This window comes from Thioalkalivibrio sp. ALE28, from assembly GCF_000377425.1.
Taxonomy (GTDB): Bacteria; Pseudomonadota; Gammaproteobacteria; order Ectothiorhodospirales; family Ectothiorhodospiraceae; genus Thioalkalivibrio.
Genome location: NZ_KB898094.1, coordinates 64,315 through 85,477, shown reverse-complemented (window position 1 = coordinate 85,477; position 21,163 = coordinate 64,315). Strand labels below are relative to the sequence as shown.

Sequence of the window (21,163 nt, the reverse complement as noted above, 5' to 3'; positions counted from 1 at the left end):
TGAGCGCTCGTCAGTGAGCGGATGCGAGCGTCTCCGGGGCCGTGGGCTCGCGCAGCGCCGCGAGCCGCTCCGCCGTCGGCGCCTCCACGACCCCGCGTTCGGTGACGATGGCATCGATCAGCTCCGCCGGGGTCACGTCGAAGGCCGGGTTGTAGCCTCGGGCGCCTTCGGCCGCCACGCGCTGACCCGCCAGCGCCAGCACCTCGTCCTCGCCGCGCTGCTCGATGGGGATACCGGTCCCGTCCGGCATCTCGAAGTCGATGGTCGCGACCGGCGCGGCCACCATGAACCGGACCCCGTGGGCACGCGCCAGGAGGGCCAGGCCGTAGGTCCCGATCTTGTTTGCGGTGTCGCCATTGGCGGCGATCCGGTCCGCCCCGACAATCACCCAGCCGACGCGGCCCGAGCGCAACAGGCTGGCCGCGGCGCCTTCGCACAGCACCTGTACGGGGATCCCGTCATGTACCAGCTCCCAGGCGGTCAGGCGGCTCCCTTGCAGCCAGGGCCGGGTCTCGTCGGCGAAGACCTCCTCGATCCGTCCGGCATCCCAGGCGGCGCGGATCACGCCGAGGGCCGTGCCGTAGCCCCCGGTGGCCAGCGAGCCCGTGTTGCAGTGGGTCAGCACCCCCTGCCCCGGCTCGATTAGCCTCGCGCCGAGCGCGCCCAGCCGCCGGTTGCCGGCGATGTCCGACTCGAGCATCCACTCCGCCTCGACCTGTGTCGCCGCGACCGCTGCCTCCGCGGACGGGCTCGCGTCCACCAGCGCCTGCATGCGATCCAGCGCCCAGAACAGGTTCACCGCCGTGGGACGCGCCGCGCGCAGGGTCTCGATATCCGCCGCAATGCTCGCACGCCAGTCGTCCTGCCCGATCGCCCGCTGGCAGGCCAGTACCACCCCGAAGCCCGCGGTAATCCCGATCGCCGGCGCCCCGCGCACCACCATGTCGCGGATCGCGGCCGCCACGGCCGGCGCATCCCGGTAACGCTGCCAGAGGTTCTCGCCCGGCAGCCGACGCTGGTCGAGCAACTGAAGTTCGCCCTGGTGAAAGCGAATCGGGCGAATGGTGTCGGAGTGTTCACGGTTCATCCCGTCATTCTACCAGCCCGCCTGCGGTTTCGGGCCCGCGCGGACAGCTTGGCGGCAGGGGCGCTCCGGCGTCTGGCGCGGGCCGCCACAGCCGCCGGGAACCCGCCCGGTGGCCGGGCCCGACCTTCAGTTCCGTGTCCGCCTCAAGCCGCAGGGCCCCCTGGCGGCCGGTCTCCTGCAGCGGGACGCAGGCCCTGTCCAGGCGCTGGCGTGCCGCGCCGGCCAGCCCCCTGCCCTGCGCATCGGTGCTGGCCCAGGCCATGCCGGGGCGGGCGTCCTGCAGCCAGCCGCGGCTCAGGCTGTCGGCGCCGGCCCCGCGGGGCACGACCAGCAGGTCGCTGCTTCGCTGTTCCGCCCCCTCCTGCATCAGCACGGCCTCGCCCAGGCCGCCGAGCCCGCCGGTCAGTATCAGCCGAACACCCCCAGCCGTCTCGACCGCCAGCACGCAGGAGGCCGAGGCGCTCCCGTCCCAGCCGGCGGGTGGATGGAGAATCTCGAAATCGACGCCATCCCATTCCCAGACCTCGCCTGCCGCGCAGGGCCGTTCCCCGGGTCCTTGCGGGCGGCGCCGCAGGACCTCGCCCACAGGTAGCGTCGCGCGTACGGCGGCGGCCCCGCCGGAATGCGCGGCATGCTCGTGGCTCAGGATCATGCGGTCCAGGCGGCGTACCCCCTCCGCACGCAGGCTCGGAATCACGATCTGATCCCCCGCGCTGTAGCCCCCGGCGCGCCCGGGGCCGGCATCCCATAACAACGCATGGTGGCGGGTCTGCAGCAAGAGCGACTGCCCGTTCCCTACATCCAGCAGCAGCGCCCGTACGCTGCCCGCATCGATCTGCGGACGCATGGGCAGGGCCAGGGCGATTCCGGCCAGCACCACCCACGGAGCGGCGAGGCGCAGGCGCGGCAGCAAGGCGACCAGCACCGCGACCCCGCCCAGGAGGCTGGCCGCCAGCGGCACCCGCCGCTCGTCCACCAGCACGGGCACGTGCGAAAGGCCGTCCAGTAGCCCGACCAGCAGCATCAGAATCGCGTCGCCGAGATGCAGGAACGGCTGGCCGAGCGGTGCCCACAATGCCGCCAGACCGGCCCCGACCAGCAACAAGGGCAGCACCAGCAGGCTGATCACCGGCACCGCCACCAGATTGGCGACGGGCGCCACCCAGGACCCCAGCTGGAACCAGGCCAGGCTGAGGGGAAGCATGGCCAGCGCGAGCATCACCTGAATGCTGCCGGCCGCGCGCCAGCCCGGACGGCCCGAACGGCCCTGCAACAGCAGAAGAATCACCGCCACGGCGCCGAAGGAAAACCAGAAGCCCGGGGCCAGCACACTGGTCGGCCGCCACAGCACCACCGCGATGGCCGCCAGGATCAGTCCGCGCCAGGCAAACGCCTCGCGCCGCCACAACAGCGCGGCCATAAAAGCCGCCAGCATGATCAGCGCGCGCTGGGTCGGAATGCTGAAGCCGGCCAGCGCGGCATAGAGCGCAGCCCCGGCGAGGCCTGCCAGCGCCATGAAGGCCGGCTTGCGTATCCGCGCCTGCACCGGGACGAGACCAGACCAGGCAATCCCCGCGAGCAATCCGACAAACCCGGCGACGAGGCCGACATGCAGGCCCGAGATCGCCATCAGGTGGTTGGTCCCGGTCCGGAGGAAGGCCTGCCACTCCTCGTCGGTCATGCCCTGCCGGTCGCCGATGACGAGGGCCTGCACGAGGCCGGGGTGGCGCAGGCCCGGGGCCGCCTGTTCCAGGCGCTCGCGCAGCGCACCGCGCATGCGATGCAACCCGGCCCGCCAGCGGGCGTCCTGAATCCGGGGTGCCCGGGCGTCCTCTAACGCCTCGAAGTCGAGCAGTGTCGCGGATCCATGCAGGCCCTCGCGGTAGTACCAGCCGGCACGATCGAACCCACCCGGATTCGCCGGCCCCCGGGCCGGCCGCAGGCGCAGGGTCATGTAGCCATGCGATCCCGCCTCGAGCTCGGGGCGCGCGGGGTACGTCGAAACCAGCAGTTCGCGCGCCCGAAACGCTTCCGGTCCCGATCGGGTCGCGGCCACTCGTATCCGGAAACGGCTGCGACGTTCGCCATGTTCCGGCAGACTGATGATCGTGGCGAACACGGTGGCCTCCTCCCCGGCCAGGGCGGGAGGCAGCGCATGTTCCAGCCAGATGTCGGCGTTCTGCTGGACCAGCCCCCAGGCGAGCAGCGCACCCAGCGCCAGCGTCCAGGGCCAGAGACCCGCATAGCCGAGGCGCCGCAGGCCGGCGCTGGCGCCCGCGGCGGCCAGGAACAGGGCCAGTATGGGTCCGGGCATCAAAGGAACCGGCTCGGGCAGCCGGTGAAGGCCCCACGCCGCCGCGATCAGCCCGAGGGCAAAGCCGGTCACAAAAGGCCCCGTTGACCAGGCGCCATGGCCGGACCGGATGTGGCTTGCCCCGCCGACCATGGTCCCGCACGTACAATAGCGGCGAGAATGCACGGCAGGTGCGCGGCGGCGCACCCACGCACGACGGACCATCGGCAGCCCGGTACATGGCAAGACACATCATCAAGAAGATGTTTCCCGGCATGGAACACATGCGCGGGCACAAGGCGCTCGCCCCGCTGGGGCCGCGCCTGGGTTCGCCGGATTTGTGGCATCTGAACCGCCGCTCCGTGGCTGGTGCGTTTGCCGTCGGGCTCTTCGTGGCCTTCCTGCCACTGCCCATGCAGATGCTGATCGCGGCCGCCGTGGCCGTGCTGGTCCGCGTCAATCTGCCGATCTCGGTGATCCTGGTCTGGATCTCCAACCCGGTCACCATGCCGCCCATGTTGTATCTGGCCTACACGATCGGGCGCAAGCTACTCGACGAACCGCGCCGCGACATCCATCTGGACTGGAGCTGGGAGTGGTTCTCCACGGAGCTGCTGACGATCTGGCAGCCCCTGCTCCTGGGCAGCGTCCTGCTCGGCGCGGCAGCCGGCCTCTCGGGCTACTTGCTGGTGCGTTTCCTGTGGCGGCTGAACGTCGTCCAGCGCGTGCGCAGCCGGCGTTACCTGCGACGGCTGCGCAAGGAAATGGCGGAACGCCAGGCGGCCGCGCGGCGGGATGGCCGCCCGCCGGATGACCGGGGCGCCTGAAGCGAGAGAGACACGCGGTCTATTCGTGCGTGGCGAGCTGACCGTCGAACGGTTCCAGCTCCAGATGGCCCTTGACCAGTTGGACCGAGCGATCAAGCTCGCGCGCCAGGGTGATGTCGTGGGTCACCAGGGCCAGAGCGGTCCCGGTGGAACGGTTCATCGCGCGCAGCAACTCGAACACCTGCGCCGCCCGTTCCTGATCCAGGTTGCCGGTGGGTTCGTCCGCCAGGATGGCCGAGGGGCGCGTCACCAGCGCCCGGGCGATTGCGACCCGCTGGCGTTCGCCACCGGAGAGCTCCGCGGGTTTGTGTTCCAGGCGGGGTTCCAGGTCCACCTGGCCCAGCCAGTGGCGTGCCTCGGCCCGGGCCTTGCGGTTGGAGACCCCGCGGATGAGCAGTGGCAGGGCCACGTTCTCCGCCGCGGTCAGCTCGGGCAGCAGGTGGTGAAACTGGTAGACGAAGCCGAGGTGCTGGTTGCGCAGGTGGCCACGTCGGGCCTCGCTCATGCGGGTCCAGTCCGTTCCCAGCAGGCGCACGGACCCCGCCGTCGGGCGGTCCAGCCCGCCCAGCAGGTGCAGCAAGGTGCTCTTGCCGCTCCCGGAGGCCCCGATGATCGCCGTCTGGTCGCCGGGCTGCAGGGCAAAGTCCACCCCGCTGAGAACGGCCACGTCCAGCTTGCCGTCGCGGAAACGGCGCTCCAGACCGACCGCCTCGAGGACCGGGGTGGCGTGATCAGTCATAGCGCAGCGCCTCCGCCGGCTGGGTGCGGGCGGCACGCCAGGCCGGGAACAGTGTGGCCACCACGGTCAGCAGGAAGCCGAGCACCCCGACCCGGAGCACATCCGCAAGCTTGAGCTCCGAGGGCAGGTCGCTGATGTAGTACACCTCGGCGGACAGGAACTCGATGCCGGAGACCCGCTCGATGAAGGGGACCACCACGTCGATGTTCGCGGCCAGCGACACCCCGGCGATGGTGCCCAGCAGGATCCCGATCGCCCCGATCACCACCCCCTGGACCATGAAGATCACCATGATCCCCGCCGGCGACAGCCCGAGCGTACGCAGAATGGCAATGTCTCCCTGCTTGTCGGTGACCAGCATGATCAGGGTCGAGACGATGTTGAAGGCCGCGACCGCGACGATCAGCGACAGGATGATGAACATCACCATCTTTTCCATCTGGATCGCGCGGAACAGGTTGGCGTGCTGGCGTGTCCAGTCGGACACCCGAAAAAGCCCGTCCAGCTGGGCCGCCACGTCGCGGGCTACCACACCCGCTTCCATCATGTCGGTCAGGCGCAGCCGCAGCCCGGTCACCTGTTCGCCCATCTGGAACACCGCCTGGGCGTCTTCCAGGTGGATGAACGCTGTCCCGCGGTCGTACTCGTACATCCCCACCTCGAACAGGCCGGAGACCTCGAAGCGGCGCATGCGCGGCATCACGCCGGCCGGCGAGACCGAGGCCTGAGGCGCCATCAGGATGATCGAGTCGCCGACCCGGACGCGCAGTTCGGCCGCCAGTTCCCGCCCGAGCACCACCCGGTAACGCCCGCCCTCCAGGCTGCCCAGCTCGCCTTGCAGCATGTGCTCGGCAATGCGCGCGACGCGCTCCTCTGCCTCGGGCTCCACGCCCCGGATCAGTGCCCCGGAGATATTCCCGCGCGCACTCAGCATGGCCTCGCCCTGGACATATGGCGCGGCCGCGACCACGCGCTCGTCGATCTCCGGGGCCTCGCGCTGCAGGCGTTCCCAGTCCCGCAGCCCGCCATTGGCCTCGCGGATCGTGGCATGCGAGGCCATGCCCAGGATGCGGTCGCGCAACTCGCGTTCGAACCCGTTCATCACCGACAGCACCGTAATCAACGCCATCACACCCAGGGCCAGCCCGATGATGGACACCACCGAGATGAACGAGATGAAGTGATTGCGCCGCTTCGCGCGCGTGTAGCGCAGGCCGATGGCGAGGGTCAGGGGGCGAAACATCGCGAAATCATGCCAGAGATACCCGTTCGCGCCTATAGCCCGGCGGACCTGCGTTGAGGGAGGGGAGGCATGGCGTCACGCTAGACGCTACCATGGGACTGTCCAGCAAACGGAGAGTCGGCCATGCCAGGGAAATGCAACGCCTCTAACCCCACCCCGAAGACCACTGTGCGCACCGTCGCCAGCGCCCTCGTCCTGGCATTGTTTGCCGGGGCCATGGCGACTGCATCGGCCGACATCCTGCGCAGTCCCGATGGTGGATTCACCGTGAAGGAACGCGAAGGGGTTCCCACCCGTGGCCAGACCCAGGCCGCGGTAATCCGCCAGCACGGCGAGCCCGAGCGACGCCATGCCACGGTGGGCGATCCGCCGATTACGCGCTGGGACTACGCCGACTTCTCCGTGGTCTTCGAGGGCGAATACGTCCTGCACAGTGCCGTGCGCAACGGATCCAGCGCCGATCGTCCATGAGCACCGGGGAAACCGCCCCGGCAGTCACGCAACGCCGGCTCCCGGCCGAATGGGAGCCCCAGGGCGCGATCCAGCTCACCTGGCCGCATGATGACACCGACTGGGCCCCGGCCCTGGAACAGGTGCATCCGGTGTTCGCGCTGATCGCGGCGAGCATCAGCCAGTTCGAGCCGGTCATCATCGTCGCGCGCGACCCCGAACACATCGAGGAGATCTCCGGCTTTCTTACCGAGACCGCGATCCGTCCGGATCGCCTGTGGTTCGCGCTGGCCCCCAGCAATGACACCTGGGCGCGCGATCATGGCGCGATCACCGTATTCGATGGCGACCAGCCGCGCCTGCTGGACTTCACCTTCAACGGCTGGGGGGGCAAGTATCCCGCGGACCTCGACGACGGCATCACCCGGGCCCTCGCGAGCCAGGGCGTCTTCGGGAGCTGCGTGCCGGAGCCGACCGGCCTGGTCCTGGAGGGAGGCTCCATCGAATCGGACGGCGCCGGCACCCTGCTGACCACCGCGCGCTGTCTGCTGTCCGCCACCCGGAACCCGCAGCTGGATCGCGCAGGCATCGAGCAAAGCCTGGCCCGATGGCTGGGGGCCCGGCGCGTGCTCTGGCTGGAACACGGCCAGCTGGAGGGCGACGACACCGACGCCCATATCGACACGCTGGCGCGCTTCTGTGCGCAGCACACCATCGCCTATGTCCAGTGCGACGACCCGCAGGATCCGCACTACCCGGAACTGCAGGCAATGGAACAGGAGCTACGGGCCCTGCGCCAGCCGTCCGGCGGACCCTACCGCCTGATCCCTCTGCCCTGGCCCGCCCCGATCTTCGAGGATGGCCGGCGACTGGCCGCGACCTATGCGAATTTCCTGATCCTGAACGGAGCGGTCCTGCTGCCGGTGTATGACGATGCCGCGGATGCCGTCGCCCGGGACCGGCTCGCCGAGGCCTTTCCGGGACGCGAGATCGTGGAAATCGACTGCCGCCCCATCATCCGTCAGGGTGGCAGCCTTCACTGCCTGACCATGCAGTATCCCGCGGCCGCCCTCGGCATCCCGCAGGAATAACCGCCAGCCCGAGTCCCCATCATGTCCCGTGACACCCTGTCCGTTGCCCTGATCCAGCACCAGGACGCCGGCAGCGTCGAGGCCAACCTCGACGCCACCGCTGCGGCCGTGGCTACGGCCGCGGCGAACGGCGCCCGCCTGGTGGTCCTGGCCGAACTGCATACCGGCCCCTATTTCTGCCAGACCGAGGATCTCGCCACCTTCGATGCGGCCGAACCGATCCCCGGTCCCAGCAGCGAACGCCTGGCGGCGGTCGCGCGAGAGCACGGCGTGGTCCTCGTCGGCTCCCTGTTCGAGCGGCGCGCCCCGGGGCTCTATCACAACACCGCCGTGGTCTTCGAAACCGACGGCCGCCAGGTCGGCACCTACCGCAAGATGCACATCCCCGACGACCCGGGTTACTACGAGAAGTACTACTTCACGCCGGGCGATACCGGCTTTGTGCCCATCGATACCTCGGTCGGCCGGCTTGGCGTCCTGGTCTGCTGGGACCAGTGGTATCCCGAGGCCGCGCGTATCATGGCGCTGTCCGGCGCCGAGCTGCTGATCTACCCGACCGCGATCGGCTGGGACCCGCAGGACACCCCCGAGGAACAGCGCCGCCAGCAGGAGGCCTGGATCACTGTCCAGCGCGGCCACGCGGTGGCCAACAACCTCCCGGTGATCGCCTGCAATCGCACCGGCCACGAGCCCGACCCCTCGGGGCATTCGCCCGGCGCAACCTTCTGGGGCACGAGCTTCGTCGCCGGTCCGCAAGGCGAATTCCTGGCCCGCGCCGGCGAGGACGCGCCGGAGATCCTCGCTGTCGAGCTGGATCGTATCCGCACCGAGGCTGTGCGCCGCCAATGGCCCTTCCTCCGCGACCGCCGCATCGACGCCTACGCCCCCATCCTCAAGCGCTACATCGACCCCGACTGATTCCCCTGAACGTAAACAAAAGCGTTTACAGGAAGAAGGGAAGATTGGAAGGGGGATGATTTGAGCGGCCGCAGGGGCACGACAGGCGCCGTGTCACGCAACGGCGTCCTCATGATTTCTTCACCCTGAAACCCTTCTTGCCTTTCAGGCTTCCTGTGAATCGCCCTTGACCGACACAAGGACCTCGCGCACCCGTGCGGCGGAATCCGTATAATCGCGACCCTTTCCGCAGCCCCGATCCGCAGGCCCATGTCCGAAAAACGGCGCAATCCGCTTCAGCCCGGCCGCCTCCCCGGCTCCGGTTTCGAGACCTGGTCGGGACTCAACGCCACGGCGGCGACCCTCGCCCTCTCCCGCAATGCTGCGGCGTTCGATCGCCCGCTGCTGGTCATCACGGAATCCAACGAGGCCGCCGACCGCTGGCAGGAAGAATGGGAGTTCTTCGCCGGCGACCGCGACCTTCCGCTGCTGCGCCTGCCGGACTGGGAAACCCTGCCGTTCGATGTGTTCTCCCCGCACGAGGACATCATTTCGGAACGCCTGCGCACGCTGTACCACCTGCCCGGTCTGGAACGCGGCATTGTGCTGATGCCGGTCTCCACCCTGATGCAGCGTCTCCCGCCGCGCGACTGGCTGACCAGTCAGGGGCTCTCCCTGCAGACCGGCCAGCGGCTGGATCGCATGACGCTGCGCGAGAATCTCGCCGAGGCCGGTTACAACGCGGTGCAGCAAGTCATCAGCCATGGCGAGTTCGCGGCCCGCGGGGAGATCCTGGACCTGTTCCCGATGGGTGCCGACGAGCCCGTGCGTATCGAGTTCCTGGATGACGAGATCGACTCCCTGCGCCAGTTCGATCCGGAATCGCAGCGCTCCACCGAAAAGGTCGAGCGCCTGGAGATCCTCCCCAGCCACGAGTTCCCGCTGAACGATACGGCCATCCGCGAATTCCGGACACGCTACCGGGCTCAGTTCGCCGGCGACCCCACCCGGCACCCGATCTACCGCGACATCAGCGAGGGGCTGGTCCCGCCGGGTATCGAGGCCTACCTGCCACTGTTCTTCGAGGGCATGGACACGGTGTTCGACTACTGCCCCGAGGCCCAGGTGGTGCAGCTCGGCAATATCGCCGGCGCCGCGGAGGAGTTTGCGCAGGAGATCCGCGATCGCTTCGAGCAGTTGAGCCACCAGTACGATCGCCCGCTGCTGCCGCCGGAGCGGCTTTACCTGGATATCGACCAGCTCGGGAACGCCCTGCGCGTGCACTCCGGCGTGGCCATGGGCCACCCGGCCGCACCACTTCCCGCGGACCGTGGCGCCGAGATCGCGTTCACCTGCGACCCGCTCCCGGAACTGGGGATGCAGCAAGGCCGTGAAGACCCGGCCCAGCGGCTGAAGGCGTTCATCGAGGGGCAGCAGCGAGTCCTGCTCACCGCGGAATCGGCCGGGCGGCGCGAGGCCCTGCTAACCCTGCTGCGGGAACAGGCCGTCCCGCACCATCCAGTGGAGAACTGGGACGCCTTCCTCGATGCCGGGGCGGGCCTGCACGTCACCGTCGCCGCCCTCGGGGAGGGTTTCGTCCTGCCCGATGGCGTCGCGGTCGCCCCCGAGGCCGCGCTGCTCGGCGAACGGGCCCGCCAGACCCGCGGCCGCAACCGCAGCACCCGGGACGCGGATGCGGTGGTGCAGAACCTCAGCGACCTCACCATCGGTGCGCCGGTGGTGCATGAGGAACAGGGCGTGGGCCGCTACCTCGGGCTGCAGACCCTCGACTTCAACGGCCAGCCCTCCGAGTTCCTGACCCTGGAATACGCCGATGGCGCCAAGCTCTACGTGCCGGTCTCCTCGCTGCATCTGATCAGCCGCTACACCGGTGCCGATGCCGAGCACGCCCCACTGCATCGGCTCGGCAGCGAACAATGGGACAAGGCGCGCCGCAAGGCCGCGGAAAAGGCGCGTGACGTGGCCGCGGAACTGCTGGACATCCACGCCCGGCGCGCGGCGAAACAGGGCACCGTCTTCGCCACCGACACCCCCGAATATCACGGCTTCGCCGCGGGATTCCCGTTCGAGGAGACCCTGGACCAGCAACAGGCGATCGACGCAGTCCTCGCGGACATGGCCGATACCCGGCCCATGGATCGCGTGATCTGTGGCGATGTCGGCTTCGGCAAGACCGAGGTGGCGATGCGCGCCGCGTTCGTCGCGGTGCAGAACAAGAAGCAGGTGGTGGTGCTGGTCCCCACCACCCTGCTCGCCCAGCAGCATCACCAGAATTTCACCGACCGTTTCGCCGACTGGCCGGTCCGCATCGAGTCCCTGTCGCGCTTTCGCAGCGCCAAGCAGCAGGCGGCGGTGCTGGAAGGCCTGAAGGACGGCAAGGTCGACATCGTGATCGGCACCCACAAACTGCTGCAGGCCAACCTCGACTTCTCCAACCTGGGCCTGGTGATCGTTGACGAGGAACAGCGCTTCGGCGTTCGCCACAAGGAGGCGCTGAAGAAGCTGCGCGCCGAAGTGGACATGCTCACCCTGACCGCGACCCCGATCCCGCGCACCCTGAACATGGCCCTGGCCGGCCTGCGCGACCTGTCGGTGATCACCACCCCGCCGCGCGAGCGCCTGGCGATCAAGACCTTTGTCAACGAATGGAACGACGCCATTATCCAGGAGGCCTGCCTGCGCGAGATCCGCCGTGGCGGCCAGGTGTACTTCCTGCACAACGAGGTGAACACCATCGAGCGCACCGCCCAGCGCGTGCAGGAGCTGCTGCCCGGTGCGCGGGTAGGAATCGCGCACGGCCAGATGCGCGAACGCGAGCTGGAACAGGTGATGCTCGACTTCTATCACCGGCGCTACAACATTCTGGTCTGCACCACGATCATCGAAACCGGGATCGACGTCCCCACCGCCAATACCATCGTGATGAACCGTGCCGACAAGCTGGGCCTGGCGCAGATGCACCAGCTGCGCGGGCGCGTCGGCCGTTCGCACCACCGCGCCTATGCCTACCTGATCACGCCACCGGAAAAGGCCATGACCGCCGACGCGAAGAAGCGCCTGGAGGCCATCGCCTCGCTGGAAGACCTGGGCGTCGGTTTCACCCTCGCCAGCCACGACCTGGAGATCCGCGGCGCCGGCGAACTGCTGGGCGATGAACAGAGCGGGCAGATCCACGAGGTCGGCTTCTCGATGTACAACGACCTGCTCAACCGCGCGGTGAACGCCCTGCGCTCCGGCAAGATCCCGGAGCTGGAGGGGCCCGAGGCCACCGGCACCGAGGTCGAGCTGGGCCTGCCGGCCCTGCTCCCCGACGACTACGTACCCGACGTGCATACTCGGCTGATCCTCTACAAGCGGATCAGCAGCGCCGCCTCTGCCGACGCCCTGCGCGAGCTGGAGGTCGAACTGGTGGACCGCTTCGGCCTGCTCCCCGACCCGGCCAAGGCACTTTTCGAGGCCGCGCGACTGCGACTGCGCCTGACGCCGCTCGGCATCCGCAAGCTGGAACTGGGACCGGCCGGGGGCCGCCTGGTCTTTGGGCCGAGTCCCAATCTGGACATCGCGGCCCTGATCCAGCTGGTGCAATCCGATCCGCAGGCGTACAAACTGGACGGCCAGAAGGCCTTCCGCTTCTTCGCTCCAATGGAGACACTGGAGGCCCGGGCGCAGGCCGTTCTGCGTCTACTGGATACCATCAGCCCCGAACAGCAGGCCGCCTGAATGCCCAAGAACACCTTCCTCGCCCCGAATCCCCTGCGTCGCCGGATCCTGACCGGACTGGCCGCCCTGCCCGTGGTCGGCCTGAGTGGCCCGGTAATCGCCCAGGCCGGGCGCCGGTACCGCATCGAACTGGTGATCTTCGAGCACCGCACAGAGGAAAGCCGGCGACTGCAGATGGAGCTCGCGGCTCCGCGCGAGCCGCTGTTCGGCGAATCGGAGCTGGGTGGGCGGAACTACCGGGATTCGCGCCGCGGCTTCGAACTGCAGCGGGTGGTGCGGCGCGTGGAGGATTCCGGCGCCGGGCGTATCATCGCCCGCCTCGCCTGGGACCAGACCGGGCGCGACCATGCGTCGGCCCCCTGGCTGCGGGTCCAGCAGGGGCGGCGCCTGGGGGTGCACGATGCCCTCGGGGATGCGAGCGGCCTGTCACCCCGCCCGCTGGCCGAAGCCGTCGAGGAGCGCTTCGAGCTGGAGGGCCGCCTGCGCATCTGGGTGGGACGCTTCCTCCACCTGGAGACCGACCTCATCTACCACGTCGAGGAGCCACTGGATGACCGCCCCCCACGCGCAATCACCGTGCGCGGCAGCCAGCGCATGAACTCCGGCGATGACCTGTTCTACCTGGATCACCCGGTGATCGGCATGATCGCCCGCGTCACCCGCATCGACGAGACCTGACGCGCCCGAGGCCGGTCAGCGCCACTGCGGCGTGGATTCCCAGGTCATCCACTGCTGGAAGGCGGCCATGCCGAGGTCCTCGAACAACAACTGCAGCGGGCTGCGGCGCGGCTTGAACACCACCAGCTTCTCCACGCCGATCACGTCCCGGGCCACGCTCCGGTCAGTGCCCAGCCCGTCGATCAGGCCCAGCTCCACCGACCGGTCCCCGGTCCAGATCAGGCCATTGAACAGGTCGTCCCGCTCCACGAGGCGATCGCCGCGCCCGGTGCGCACCACGTCCACGAACTGCTGGTGCACGCCCTGCAGTACGCCGTCAAGGTGGTTCACATGGCCCTCGTCCAGCGGCAGGAAGGGGTCCAGGAACCCCTTGTTCTCGCCCGCGGTGAACAGGCGGCGCTCCACCCCGATGTTGTCGATCAGGTCCACCAGTCCAAAGCTGTCCATGCGGACCCCGATGGAGCCGACCATACTGGCCTGGCTGGCATAGATCTCGTCCGCGGCCACGGCGATGTAATAGGCGGCCGAGGCCCCCACGTCCCCGATGACCGCATACACCGGGATATCCGGGTGCTTCTCCTTCAGCCGCAGGATCTCGTCGTGCACGTTCGCGGCCTGCACCGGGCTGCCGCCCCCGCTGTTGATGCGCAGCATCACCGCCTGGGTACCTTTGGCCTCGAACGCCTCGTTCAGGACCTTGGCGATATCCTCGGCATTGGCCGCCGCGCTGGAGGCGATCAGACCCTCGACCTCCACCACCGCCACGTGTTCGGAGGGCTCGCGCTCGGTCTCGAACAGGCCGGCAAGGCCCATGTCGCCGCCGCGCACCAGGATCAGCAGCGCGACCAGGTAAAAGAAGAACAGCAGCTTGAAGAAGATGCCCCAGCGCCGGGCCCGACGCTGCTCGATCACCTGTGCCTGGACCAGCTTCTCCAGGGTCTCGCGTTCCCAGCCCGGTTTGTTCTCGTTTGCCCAGCCCATCGTGGTTCCTTGTTCAGGTTGTACGCTCGGCCTGCCGGAAAGCCTCCAGCAGCGCTGCCAGGTTCGGCAGCAGGGCCAGCGGCTCCGCGCCCTGCAGTCTCTGTGGCGGATGTACGCCGTGGGTTATCCCCACCGCGGGCACACCGGCATGGCGTGCCATTTCCAGATCATAAACGCTATCACCGACCATGCGCGTGCGCCCCGGTTCCACACCCGCCCGCTCCATCACGCAGCGGAGCATGGCCGGGTTCGGCTTGGACGGGTGTTCGTCGCCGGTGGCGGTCGCCACAAAGTAGCCCGCCAGACCGGTTGCCTCCAGCGCCTGGTCCAGGCCGCGGCGTGACTTGCTGGTGGCCACACCCAGCAGTACCTCGCGCGCATCCAGCCAGTTCAGGAGCTCGGGCACGCCGGCGAACAGCGGGGTCTCCGGGGCATCTTCAGCCTCCAGGTAACAGGCGCGGTAGGCGGCGGTGAACTGGTGAACGAATGCCTCGTCCGCGCCCGGGTACAGCTCCTGCACCGCCGCCTGCACCCCGAGCCCGATGATATTGCGCAGGCTGGCCTCGTCGCGCTCCGGGGCGCCGGTCGCGACCGCTGCCCGTTGCAGGCAGTGGACGATGCGGCGCGGCGAGTCCATCAGGGTCCCGTCCCAGTCGAATACGATCAGACGCAGGTCCGCGTCGCCGGGCGGCAGGAGCGGGATGCTCATGCGTCGTCCCCAGCGCCGGCATCCAGGTGCGCCAGCACCTCGCACAGCTCGTCCGGTAGCGGTGCGGAGAACACATGCCGCTCGCCGTCCGCCGACTGATAGGCCAGCGCCTGGGCATGCAGGAACAGCCGTTTCAGGCCCTGCTTGCGGAGGTGGCGGTTGGCATCCGGCAGGCCGTAGTCGTGGTCGCCCGCCACCGGGTGGCCAATCGCCTGGCCGTGCACGCGAATCTGGTGCGTGCGCCCCGTCCCGATCCGCACCTCCGCCAGCTGGTACGCGCCATGCACTTCCAGCGGCTGAAAGACACTCCGGGCGGCACGAGCCCGTGGCCCGTCATCCCCGGCCTCCCCGCCGGCGCGCATCCGGCGCCGGCCGTCATCCTGCCGGCCGCTGGCGATCGGGGCATCACACTCGATGGGCTGGCCACCCGGGAACGGGCCCACCAGCAACGCCAGGTAGCGCTTCTCCACCCGGCCCTCGCGGAGTGCGGCGTGGAAGTCCTGCAGCGCGGGGCGGTTCTTCGCCAGCAACAGGCACCCGCTGGTCTCGCGGTCGAGGCGGTGGCCCAGCTCGAGCTCCGTATCCGGCCGCAACTGGCGCATCGCCTCGATAATGCCGAAGGCCAGCCCGCTGCCGCCGTGCACGGCGAGGCCCGAGGGCTTGTCCAGTACCAGCAGGTCGTCATCCTCGTGGATGATGGCCCGCCGCAGTCGATCCAGCACCTTCGGCGGGATCTCCGAGGCGGCCGCTTCCGGCCGGTCGAGATCCGGCACGCGAACCTCGTTGCCCGCCGCCAGGCGTTTGTGGGCCTTGGCCCGGCGGCCGTCGACGCGCACGGCGCCCTGGCGTACCAGGCGATAGATCAGCCCCTTGGGCACGCCCTTGAGTTCGCGGAGCAGAAAGTTGTCGAGCCGCTGCCCGTCACCACGCTCGGTGACCCGGAAGCTGCGCGGGCCGGAGGGTTCACGCCTTGCATTCATGGCGCGGGATGCTACCGGAGCGGCGCTTCCCGGGCTACTGCACGCGGCGTTCCCGCGGCCGAAAAAACTTGCCCATACGGGGGGTTATGCCCTACATTGGCGCACGGTACGTTGCTGCGAGTTGCCGGCAGCGCGCCTCGAATCACCCGCCACTTCGACCCACGAGCTTTCGACAGCTCCCGGTCGAAGGGCCATCGCCGCAAAGCGACACTGTGACGCTATTTCTTCTAACCCAGTCCTGTCTCCCCGGCTCCGCCTCCAGCAGGCGACTGATCCCGTGGTTGCTGGTGAACACCTGGCTGGCGCGCTGGCTTTCGCTACGCGCCGCCGCTGCGAGCACGCGTGCGCAAGCGTTGCCGTGCCGCCGCTCGATCGCCGCACCCGGGGTCCCGCGGTTCCCCGCCGGACGCCAGGACGCCCTACCGAGTCCATTGCATGAAACGCATCCTGATCAATGCCACGCAGCCGGAAGAGCTGCGTGTCGCCATGGTCGACGGCCAGCGGCTGTACGACCTGGATATCGAACTGCCCTCGCGAGAGCGCAAGAAGGCCAATATCTACAAGGCCAAGATCACCCGAGTCGAACCGAGCCTGGAGGCCGCGTTCGTCAACTTTGGTGCTGATCGCCACGGCTTCCTCCCGTTCAAGGAGATTGCCCATACCGCCGCTGGCGCCCCCGCCGACAGTGACAAGCCGATCCGCGAATTCCTGAAGGAAGGCACGGAACTGCTGGTCCAGGTCGAGAAGGAAGAGCGCGGCAACAAGGGCGCCGCCCTGACGACCTACATCAGCCTCGCGGGCCGCTACCTGGTCCTGATGCCCAACAACCCGAAGGCGGGGGGCGTCTCCCGCCGCATCGAAGGCGAGGATCGCGCCTCCCTGCGCGATGCCCTCTCCGGGCTCAACATGCCGGAAGGCATGGGCGTAATCGCCCGTACCGCCGGCGTCGGGCGCAGCACCGAGGAGCTGCAATGGGACCTCGACTACATGACCGCCCTGTGGGCCGCCGTGACCGAGGCCGCGGACAAGGCCAAGGCCCCGGCACTGATCCATCAGGAAAGCAACGTCATCATCCGCGCCCTGCGCGACCACATGCGCAACGACGTGGGCGAGGTCATCATCGATGACAACGGCGTCTACCAGCAGGCGGAAGACTTTGTCCGCCTGGTGATGCCGAACAGCCTGCGCAAGCTCAAGCGCTACGATGACCCGGTCCCGCTGTTCAACCGCTATCAGATCGAGAGCCAGATCGAGAGCGCGTTCGACCGCGAGGTCACCCTGCCCTCCGGCGGTGCCCTGGTGATCGATCACACCGAGGCCCTGATCTCCATCGACGTCAACTCCGCCCGTTCCACCAAGGGCGGCGACATCGAGGAGACCGCCTTCCACACCAATCTGGAGGCGGCCGAAGAGGTCGCGCGCCAGCTGCGCATCCGCGATCTGGGCGGTCTGATCGTGATCGATTTCATCGACATGAACGCCAACAAGCACCAGCGCGAGGTCGAGAACCGCCTGCGCGAGGCGCTGGAGATGGATCGCGCCCGGGTTCAGGTCGGGCGCATAAGCCGCTTCGGACTGCTGGAGATGTCGCGCCAGCGGCTGCGCTCCTCCCTTGGGGAATCCAGCCAGAACACCTGCCCGCGCTGCGAGGGCCACGGCCAGATCCGCAGCGTGGAATCCCTGGCGCTGTCGATCCTGCGGCTGATCGAGGAAGAGGCCATGAAGGACCGGACCGGGCTCGTGATGGCCCAGGTTCCCGTCGACGTGGGCACCTTCCTGCTGAACGAGAAACGCGAGTCGATCACCGACATCGAGGGTCGCCACCAGGTCGACATCAGCATCATCCCCAACCCGCAGTACCTCACCCCGCGTTTCGATGTCCGTCGCGTGCGCGGCGACGAGCGTGAGGAGACCATCAGCGACCGCGGCTCGCACGAACTCGTGGAGATCGTCGAGGACGACAGCGATCCGCATCAGGAACGCCGCAGCAAGGTCGAGAAGCCGCTGGTCCAGGGTGTCAAGATGACCGGGCCCGCCCCCGTCAGCGAAGCCGCACCCATGGGCCCCGAACCGTCCGAGCCGGTCACACAGCCGGGATTCTTTGCCCGTATCTGGTCCTCGCTGTTCCCCAATGCCGCGCCTGCATCCGACCAGGACCAGGAACAATCGGAAGGTCGTCGCAAGGAAGGCGGCCGCGACCGTGGCGGCAAGGGTGGCGGCGCGCGCGGCGGCTCCCGGAAAAAGGCCGACAGCGGCAGCCGCAAGTCCGGCGACAAGCGCGGCGACAGCAGCAATGCGCGCAAGGGCGGCCCCGACAAGGCCGATGGCGCCAAGTCCGATAACGCCAGGGCCGACAAGGGTGATGGCGGCAAGGGTCGCTCGCGGCGCGGCGGCAAGAAGGACAGCGAGGCCGACAAGGGTCCGGGCCGCGATGCGACCAAACCCGCGGCCGAGAGCCGGGGCCCCGAGGGCCAGGCTGCTGACAAGACCGCCGGTGACAAGAAGGGCAACGGCAAGCCGGCGGAGAAGCCGCCTGCGCGAGATCAGGACGAAGCCGCGACCGGCGACACCGGCGGTCCTCCCGCGGGCAAGGGTCCCGAGAAATCCGACGAGGACGACGGCAGCAAGGGGCGTACGCGGTCCCGCCGCTCCCGCCGTGGAGGCCGTCGTCGCGGTGGCCGTGGCCGCTCCGGTGACAATGCCGGCGATACCGGAGGCGATGGCGCCCAGAGCGCGTCGGGGGATGCAGACGCCACCGAGTCCGGTCGGGACGCGTCCACGCCTGCCGATTCCGCCCCGGCCTCCGGGAAGCCCCAGGACGCCACGTCAGGGGGCGGTCGGCAGCCGCAAACCGAATCGACCCCCGCCTCGCCGGACGCTGCACCGGAGCGAGCGCCGGCGAAAGCGGACAGCGATGAAAGTGCGCCGGATGCGCCGTCCGCCAAGGGTCGTACCCGCGGTGGACGCGGCCGCAAGCCCGGCGCCGATGCCGACCCGACCGGGGATGTGAGCCCGGCCTCCAGCGAGAGCCAGGGCGTAGCGAAACCGGAAAAGTCGGAAAACGCGCCCGCCCCCAGTGCCGAGGCGGTACCGAAACCGGAGGCCGACAGCCCGGCCCCGGCCAAGCGTCGGCCGCGTGGTGCCGCGAAGACGGGAGCCGGCGAAGCGACCCCGGACCCGGGCGAAGCCACGCCGAAGGAGCCGACCGAGGCACCGGCCACGGCGAAGAGCGCGCGCTCGAAACCGACCCCGGAAGGGTCCGGCGACGAAGCCGCCGCATCCTCTGCCCCTGCCCCGTCGAAGCCCGACGAGGCAAAGGCCGAACGCGTCTCGACGCCCAAGCCTGCCCCGGAACCGGCCGACACCACGGCCGGCGACACGGAGCGCAAGGGCAACGACTGAACGGAACCAGCCGGTTCCAATCGAAAAGGGCCCGCCTTTCGGCGGGCCCTTTCTTTGTGGGTCCGGCTCCGCTATCCCCGGACCCGTTCCCATCATCGCGATCAGGCGTTACGGTCCCGGGGTCGGCTCAGGAGGCCTTCAGCGTGTGACGCTCGCGGATGTGGGCCAGAAGCCCGTCGGCGGCCGCCTCCACCAGATCCATGACGTGCACGAAGCCCTCGTCTCCGCCGTAGTACGGATCCGGGACTTCGTGTTCATCGAACTGCGGGGCAAAGTCCAGAAACCGCAGCAACTCGGCCCGCGCCTCGGGCGGACGAATCGCCTCGGCGTTGCGGTAGTTCGCGTCGTCCATGGTCAGGATGTAGTCGAACTCGAGGAAGTCCTCCGGCTCCAGCTGGCGTGCGCGCAGATCATCCAGGTCGTAGCCGCGCGAACGCGCCTCCTGGCTTGCGCGGCGATCGGGCTTGGCACCCACGTGATAGCCCGCGGTCCCGGCCGAGTCCACCTCGATCGCGTGTTCCAGCCCGTGTTCGCGGATGCGCGCCGCGAACACCCCGTGCGCCATGGGCGAACGGCAGATGTTGCCCAGACACACCATCAGTACACGTATCTTCGCCATCTCCATCGTCATCCCGATCATCAAAACACGCAGGATACCAAACCGGAATGCGCCGGCGGATTCGTTTCATGCCCGGCCCCGCGGTGTGCGATGCTGAGCCTTTAAACTCAGGAAGTGGTCATGGTCGACTTTGGCGGCCCGCGAATCCCCGGCTGGACATCCCCCGGCACTCTGACTGGGGGTGCCGGGAGTCGTGAAGCCACAAGCCTCCAGGTTGGGGCCCGTATCGAGGTTCGGGTGCTGGATGTCCTCCCGGATCGCAGCGTGCGCCTGCGTCTGGGACCCAGTGCGAATACCGCCGGTGCGAACACCGCGGGGACAGCCGGAGCGGCAGCGCGACCTACGGCGAGCCCTGCGCTGGTGACGGCACAACTGGCCGGCGCCCTGCCCGATGCACTGGTGAATCGACCCGCGGGTGGCTCGGGCCCGCCGGTGATGCTCGCCGAGATCACCCGGACCGAGCCGCGCCTGGAGGTGCGTCTGCTACCCCTGACGCTGGACCGCGCCGGCCCGCGACCCGCCGGGCTTGGCCCGTCGGCCAATCCCGCTCAACAGTGGCTGGGACAGGAACTCCGCCAGCACCTCCCCGGGGCGCGTCCATTGGGCCCTACCCTGCAGGCGCTGCTACCACCCGCCGGCGGAGCTCCACGCGGCGAAGCGCCAACGCAGGCCACCGGTGCGATGGCGCCGCTACCGCCGGCGCTCCAGCGTCTTGTCGATCTCCTCCCGACGCCGGCACAGCTGTCACAGCCGGAAAGCCTGCGCCAGCAGGTTCAGCAATCCGGGCTCTGGATGGAGGCCATGCTGGGGCTCGCGGCCCGGGGCCAGGGCTCGGCCCATCCCCTGGCCGCCGATCTCAAGGCCCAGTTGCTGCGCGCGGCCGATCAGCTCCGCCAGGGAGGCGAAGCCCGCCCCGCGGCGGCCCCGCCGGCCCCCGCGACGCCTGCGAACGCACCCGCCCTGCCAGCCCTGACGGGGCTGCTGGAAGGCTTGCTGAAGCGCGTCACCTCCCTGCAGCTCCAGTCGCTGCAGTCCTTCGCCAGCGACGAACCCGGGAACAGCCGCTGGTTCTTCGAGCTGCCGCTACGCAGCGAGCAGGCCGTCCACGGCGTCTTCGGCGAGATCCAGCGCGAGTCGCCCACTGACGAGGAGCCGGATCCTCCCTGGTCGATCGTGCTGACCCTGGATATCGGGGACCTGGGACCGATGCGCGCGGCAGCGGGCGCCCGCACAGCAGGGGTCAACGTGCACTTCACCGCAAGCGAGCCCGAGACGGTCGCGCGCCTGCGGCAGGAACTGCCCCGGCTGCGCGAACGTCTGGACGAGCGCGAATTGACGGTCACCGGGCTGTCGGTCCGCCAGGGCGAGGTGGACCCCGAGCCGCGGCCGCCGGGCACCCACCGTATGCTCGACGAGCAGGCCTGAA

16 protein-coding genes are annotated in these 21,163 nt (G+C 69.1%); 8 read left to right on the top strand and 8 right to left on the bottom strand.

Features of this window, described 5'->3' with window-relative positions:
• Positions 1-10: 10 nt before the first annotated feature.
• Positions 11-1,087: an S-methyl-5-thioribose-1-phosphate isomerase gene (gene mtnA, locus D105_RS0102500; RefSeq protein ID WP_018877381.1), complete on the bottom strand. Its 1,077-nt coding sequence runs from the start codon at positions 1,085-1,087 to the stop codon at positions 11-13.
• A gap of 4 nt (positions 1,088-1,091) precedes the next feature.
• The gene (locus tag D105_RS0102495) at positions 1,092-3,404 is read right to left on the bottom strand and encodes a DNA internalization-related competence protein ComEC/Rec2 (RefSeq protein WP_051075156.1); all 2,313 of its coding nucleotides are present in this window, start codon (positions 3,402-3,404) and stop codon (positions 1,092-1,094) included.
• 215 nt (positions 3,405-3,619) lie between these two features.
• Between D105_RS0102495 and D105_RS0102490 the strand changes: the two genes are divergently transcribed.
• Positions 3,620-4,207 carry a DUF2062 domain-containing protein gene (locus D105_RS0102490; protein ID WP_018866287.1) on the top strand — a complete coding sequence of 196 codons (588 nt, stop codon included), beginning with the start codon at positions 3,620-3,622 and terminating at the stop codon, positions 4,205-4,207.
• 19 nt (positions 4,208-4,226) lie between these two features.
• Here D105_RS0102490 and D105_RS0102485 read toward each other — a convergent pair whose 3' ends face one another.
• Both D105_RS0102485 and D105_RS0102480 read right to left on the bottom strand, forming a co-directional pair.
• The gene (locus D105_RS0102485; RefSeq protein ID WP_018877379.1) at positions 4,227-4,946 is read right to left on the bottom strand and encodes an ABC transporter ATP-binding protein; all 720 of its coding nucleotides are present in this window, start codon (positions 4,944-4,946) and stop codon (positions 4,227-4,229) included.
• Positions 4,939-6,189 (bottom strand): lipoprotein-releasing ABC transporter permease subunit, encoded by a 1,251-nt coding sequence (locus D105_RS0102480; protein ID WP_018877378.1) that lies wholly within the window; start codon positions 6,187-6,189, stop codon positions 4,939-4,941. Before D105_RS0102480 ends, D105_RS0102485 begins: the two co-directional genes overlap by 8 nt.
• A gap of 123 nt (positions 6,190-6,312) precedes the next feature.
• On the opposite strand from D105_RS0102480, the gene D105_RS0102475 reads away from it, so the two are divergent.
• The 5 genes from D105_RS0102475 (at position 6,313) to D105_RS0102455 (ending at position 13,046) form a co-directional block, all read left to right on the top strand.
• Entirely contained in the window at positions 6,313-6,660 is a 348-nt protein-coding gene (locus D105_RS0102475) for a hypothetical protein (RefSeq protein WP_051074646.1), read from the top strand.
• The gene (locus tag D105_RS0102470; protein ID WP_018877377.1) at positions 6,657-7,730 is read left to right on the top strand and encodes an agmatine/peptidylarginine deiminase; all 1,074 of its coding nucleotides are present in this window, start codon (positions 6,657-6,659) and stop codon (positions 7,728-7,730) included. Before D105_RS0102475 ends, D105_RS0102470 begins: the two co-directional genes overlap by 4 nt.
• 21 nt (positions 7,731-7,751) lie before the next feature.
• Complete coding sequence (locus D105_RS0102465) at positions 7,752-8,648, top strand: carbon-nitrogen hydrolase (RefSeq protein WP_018877376.1); 897 nt, start codon at positions 7,752-7,754, stop codon at positions 8,646-8,648.
• A gap of 249 nt (positions 8,649-8,897) precedes the next feature.
• Complete coding sequence (gene mfd, locus D105_RS0102460) at positions 8,898-12,368, top strand: transcription-repair coupling factor (protein WP_018877375.1); 3,471 nt, start codon at positions 8,898-8,900, stop codon at positions 12,366-12,368.
• Positions 12,369-13,046: a CsiV family protein gene (locus D105_RS0102455; RefSeq protein ID WP_018866280.1), complete on the top strand. Its 678-nt coding sequence runs from the start codon at positions 12,369-12,371 to the stop codon at positions 13,044-13,046.
• Between the two features lie 15 nt (positions 13,047-13,061).
• Here D105_RS0102455 and D105_RS0102450 read toward each other — a convergent pair whose 3' ends face one another.
• The 3 genes from D105_RS0102450 to D105_RS0102440 are packed head-to-tail and all read right to left on the bottom strand — an operon-like array spanning position 13,062 to position 15,716.
• Positions 13,062-14,027: a S49 family peptidase gene (locus D105_RS0102450; protein WP_018866279.1), complete on the bottom strand. Its 966-nt coding sequence runs from the start codon at positions 14,025-14,027 to the stop codon at positions 13,062-13,064.
• A gap of 13 nt (positions 14,028-14,040) precedes the next feature.
• The gene (locus tag D105_RS0102445) at positions 14,041-14,736 is read right to left on the bottom strand and encodes an HAD family hydrolase (protein ID WP_018877374.1); all 696 of its coding nucleotides are present in this window, start codon (positions 14,734-14,736) and stop codon (positions 14,041-14,043) included.
• Positions 14,733-15,716, bottom strand: coding sequence for an RluA family pseudouridine synthase (locus D105_RS0102440; RefSeq protein ID WP_018877373.1), 984 nt, complete (start codon positions 15,714-15,716; stop codon positions 14,733-14,735). Before D105_RS0102440 ends, D105_RS0102445 begins: the two co-directional genes overlap by 4 nt.
• A 435-nt stretch (positions 15,717-16,151) precedes the next feature.
• On the opposite strand from D105_RS0102440, the gene D105_RS0102435 reads away from it, so the two are divergent.
• Positions 16,152-19,118 (top strand): Rne/Rng family ribonuclease, encoded by a 2,967-nt coding sequence (locus D105_RS0102435; protein ID WP_018877372.1) that lies wholly within the window; start codon positions 16,152-16,154, stop codon positions 19,116-19,118.
• Positions 19,119-19,245: 127 nt separating this feature from the next.
• On the opposite strand, the gene D105_RS0102430 is transcribed toward D105_RS0102435, so the two are convergent.
• The gene (locus D105_RS0102430) at positions 19,246-19,737 is read right to left on the bottom strand and encodes a low molecular weight protein-tyrosine-phosphatase (RefSeq protein WP_026279202.1); all 492 of its coding nucleotides are present in this window, start codon (positions 19,735-19,737) and stop codon (positions 19,246-19,248) included.
• Positions 19,738-20,097: 360 nt separating this feature from the next.
• On the opposite strand from D105_RS0102430, the gene D105_RS0102425 reads away from it, so the two are divergent.
• Complete coding sequence (locus tag D105_RS0102425; RefSeq protein WP_018877371.1) at positions 20,098-21,162, top strand: flagellar hook-length control protein FliK; 1,065 nt, start codon at positions 20,098-20,100, stop codon at positions 21,160-21,162.
• The last annotated feature ends 1 nt before the right edge of the window (position 21,163 follow it).

What these genes read in the sequence shown, in the direction of transcription:
- mtnA (WP_018877381.1), bottom strand. Translation starts at nt 1,087, where the DNA reads ATGAACCGTGAACACTCCGACACCATTCGCCCGATTCGCTTTCACCAG.
- D105_RS0102490 (WP_018866287.1), top strand. Translation starts at nt 3,620, where the DNA reads ATGGCAAGACACATCATCAAGAAGATGTTTCCCGGCATGGAACACATG.
- D105_RS0102485 (WP_018877379.1), bottom strand. Translation starts at nt 4,946, where the DNA reads ATGACTGATCACGCCACCCCGGTCCTCGAGGCGGTCGGTCTGGAGCGC.
- D105_RS0102480 (WP_018877378.1), bottom strand. Translation starts at nt 6,189, where the DNA reads ATGTTTCGCCCCCTGACCCTCGCCATCGGCCTGCGCTACACGCGCGCG.
- D105_RS0102475 (WP_051074646.1), top strand. Translation starts at nt 6,313, where the DNA reads ATGCCAGGGAAATGCAACGCCTCTAACCCCACCCCGAAGACCACTGTG.
- D105_RS0102470 (WP_018877377.1), top strand. Translation starts at nt 6,657, where the DNA reads ATGAGCACCGGGGAAACCGCCCCGGCAGTCACGCAACGCCGGCTCCCG.
- D105_RS0102465 (WP_018877376.1), top strand. Translation starts at nt 7,752, where the DNA reads ATGTCCCGTGACACCCTGTCCGTTGCCCTGATCCAGCACCAGGACGCC.
- mfd (WP_018877375.1), top strand. Translation starts at nt 8,898, where the DNA reads ATGTCCGAAAAACGGCGCAATCCGCTTCAGCCCGGCCGCCTCCCCGGC.
- D105_RS0102455 (WP_018866280.1), top strand. Translation starts at nt 12,369, where the DNA reads ATGCCCAAGAACACCTTCCTCGCCCCGAATCCCCTGCGTCGCCGGATC.
- D105_RS0102450 (WP_018866279.1), bottom strand. Translation starts at nt 14,027, where the DNA reads ATGGGCTGGGCAAACGAGAACAAACCGGGCTGGGAACGCGAGACCCTG.
- D105_RS0102445 (WP_018877374.1), bottom strand. Translation starts at nt 14,736, where the DNA reads ATGAGCATCCCGCTCCTGCCGCCCGGCGACGCGGACCTGCGTCTGATC.
- D105_RS0102440 (WP_018877373.1), bottom strand. Translation starts at nt 15,716, where the DNA reads ATGAATGCAAGGCGTGAACCCTCCGGCCCGCGCAGCTTCCGGGTCACC.
- D105_RS0102435 (WP_018877372.1), top strand. Translation starts at nt 16,152, where the DNA reads ATGAAACGCATCCTGATCAATGCCACGCAGCCGGAAGAGCTGCGTGTC.
- D105_RS0102430 (WP_026279202.1), bottom strand. Translation starts at nt 19,737, where the DNA reads ATGGCGAAGATACGTGTACTGATGGTGTGTCTGGGCAACATCTGCCGT.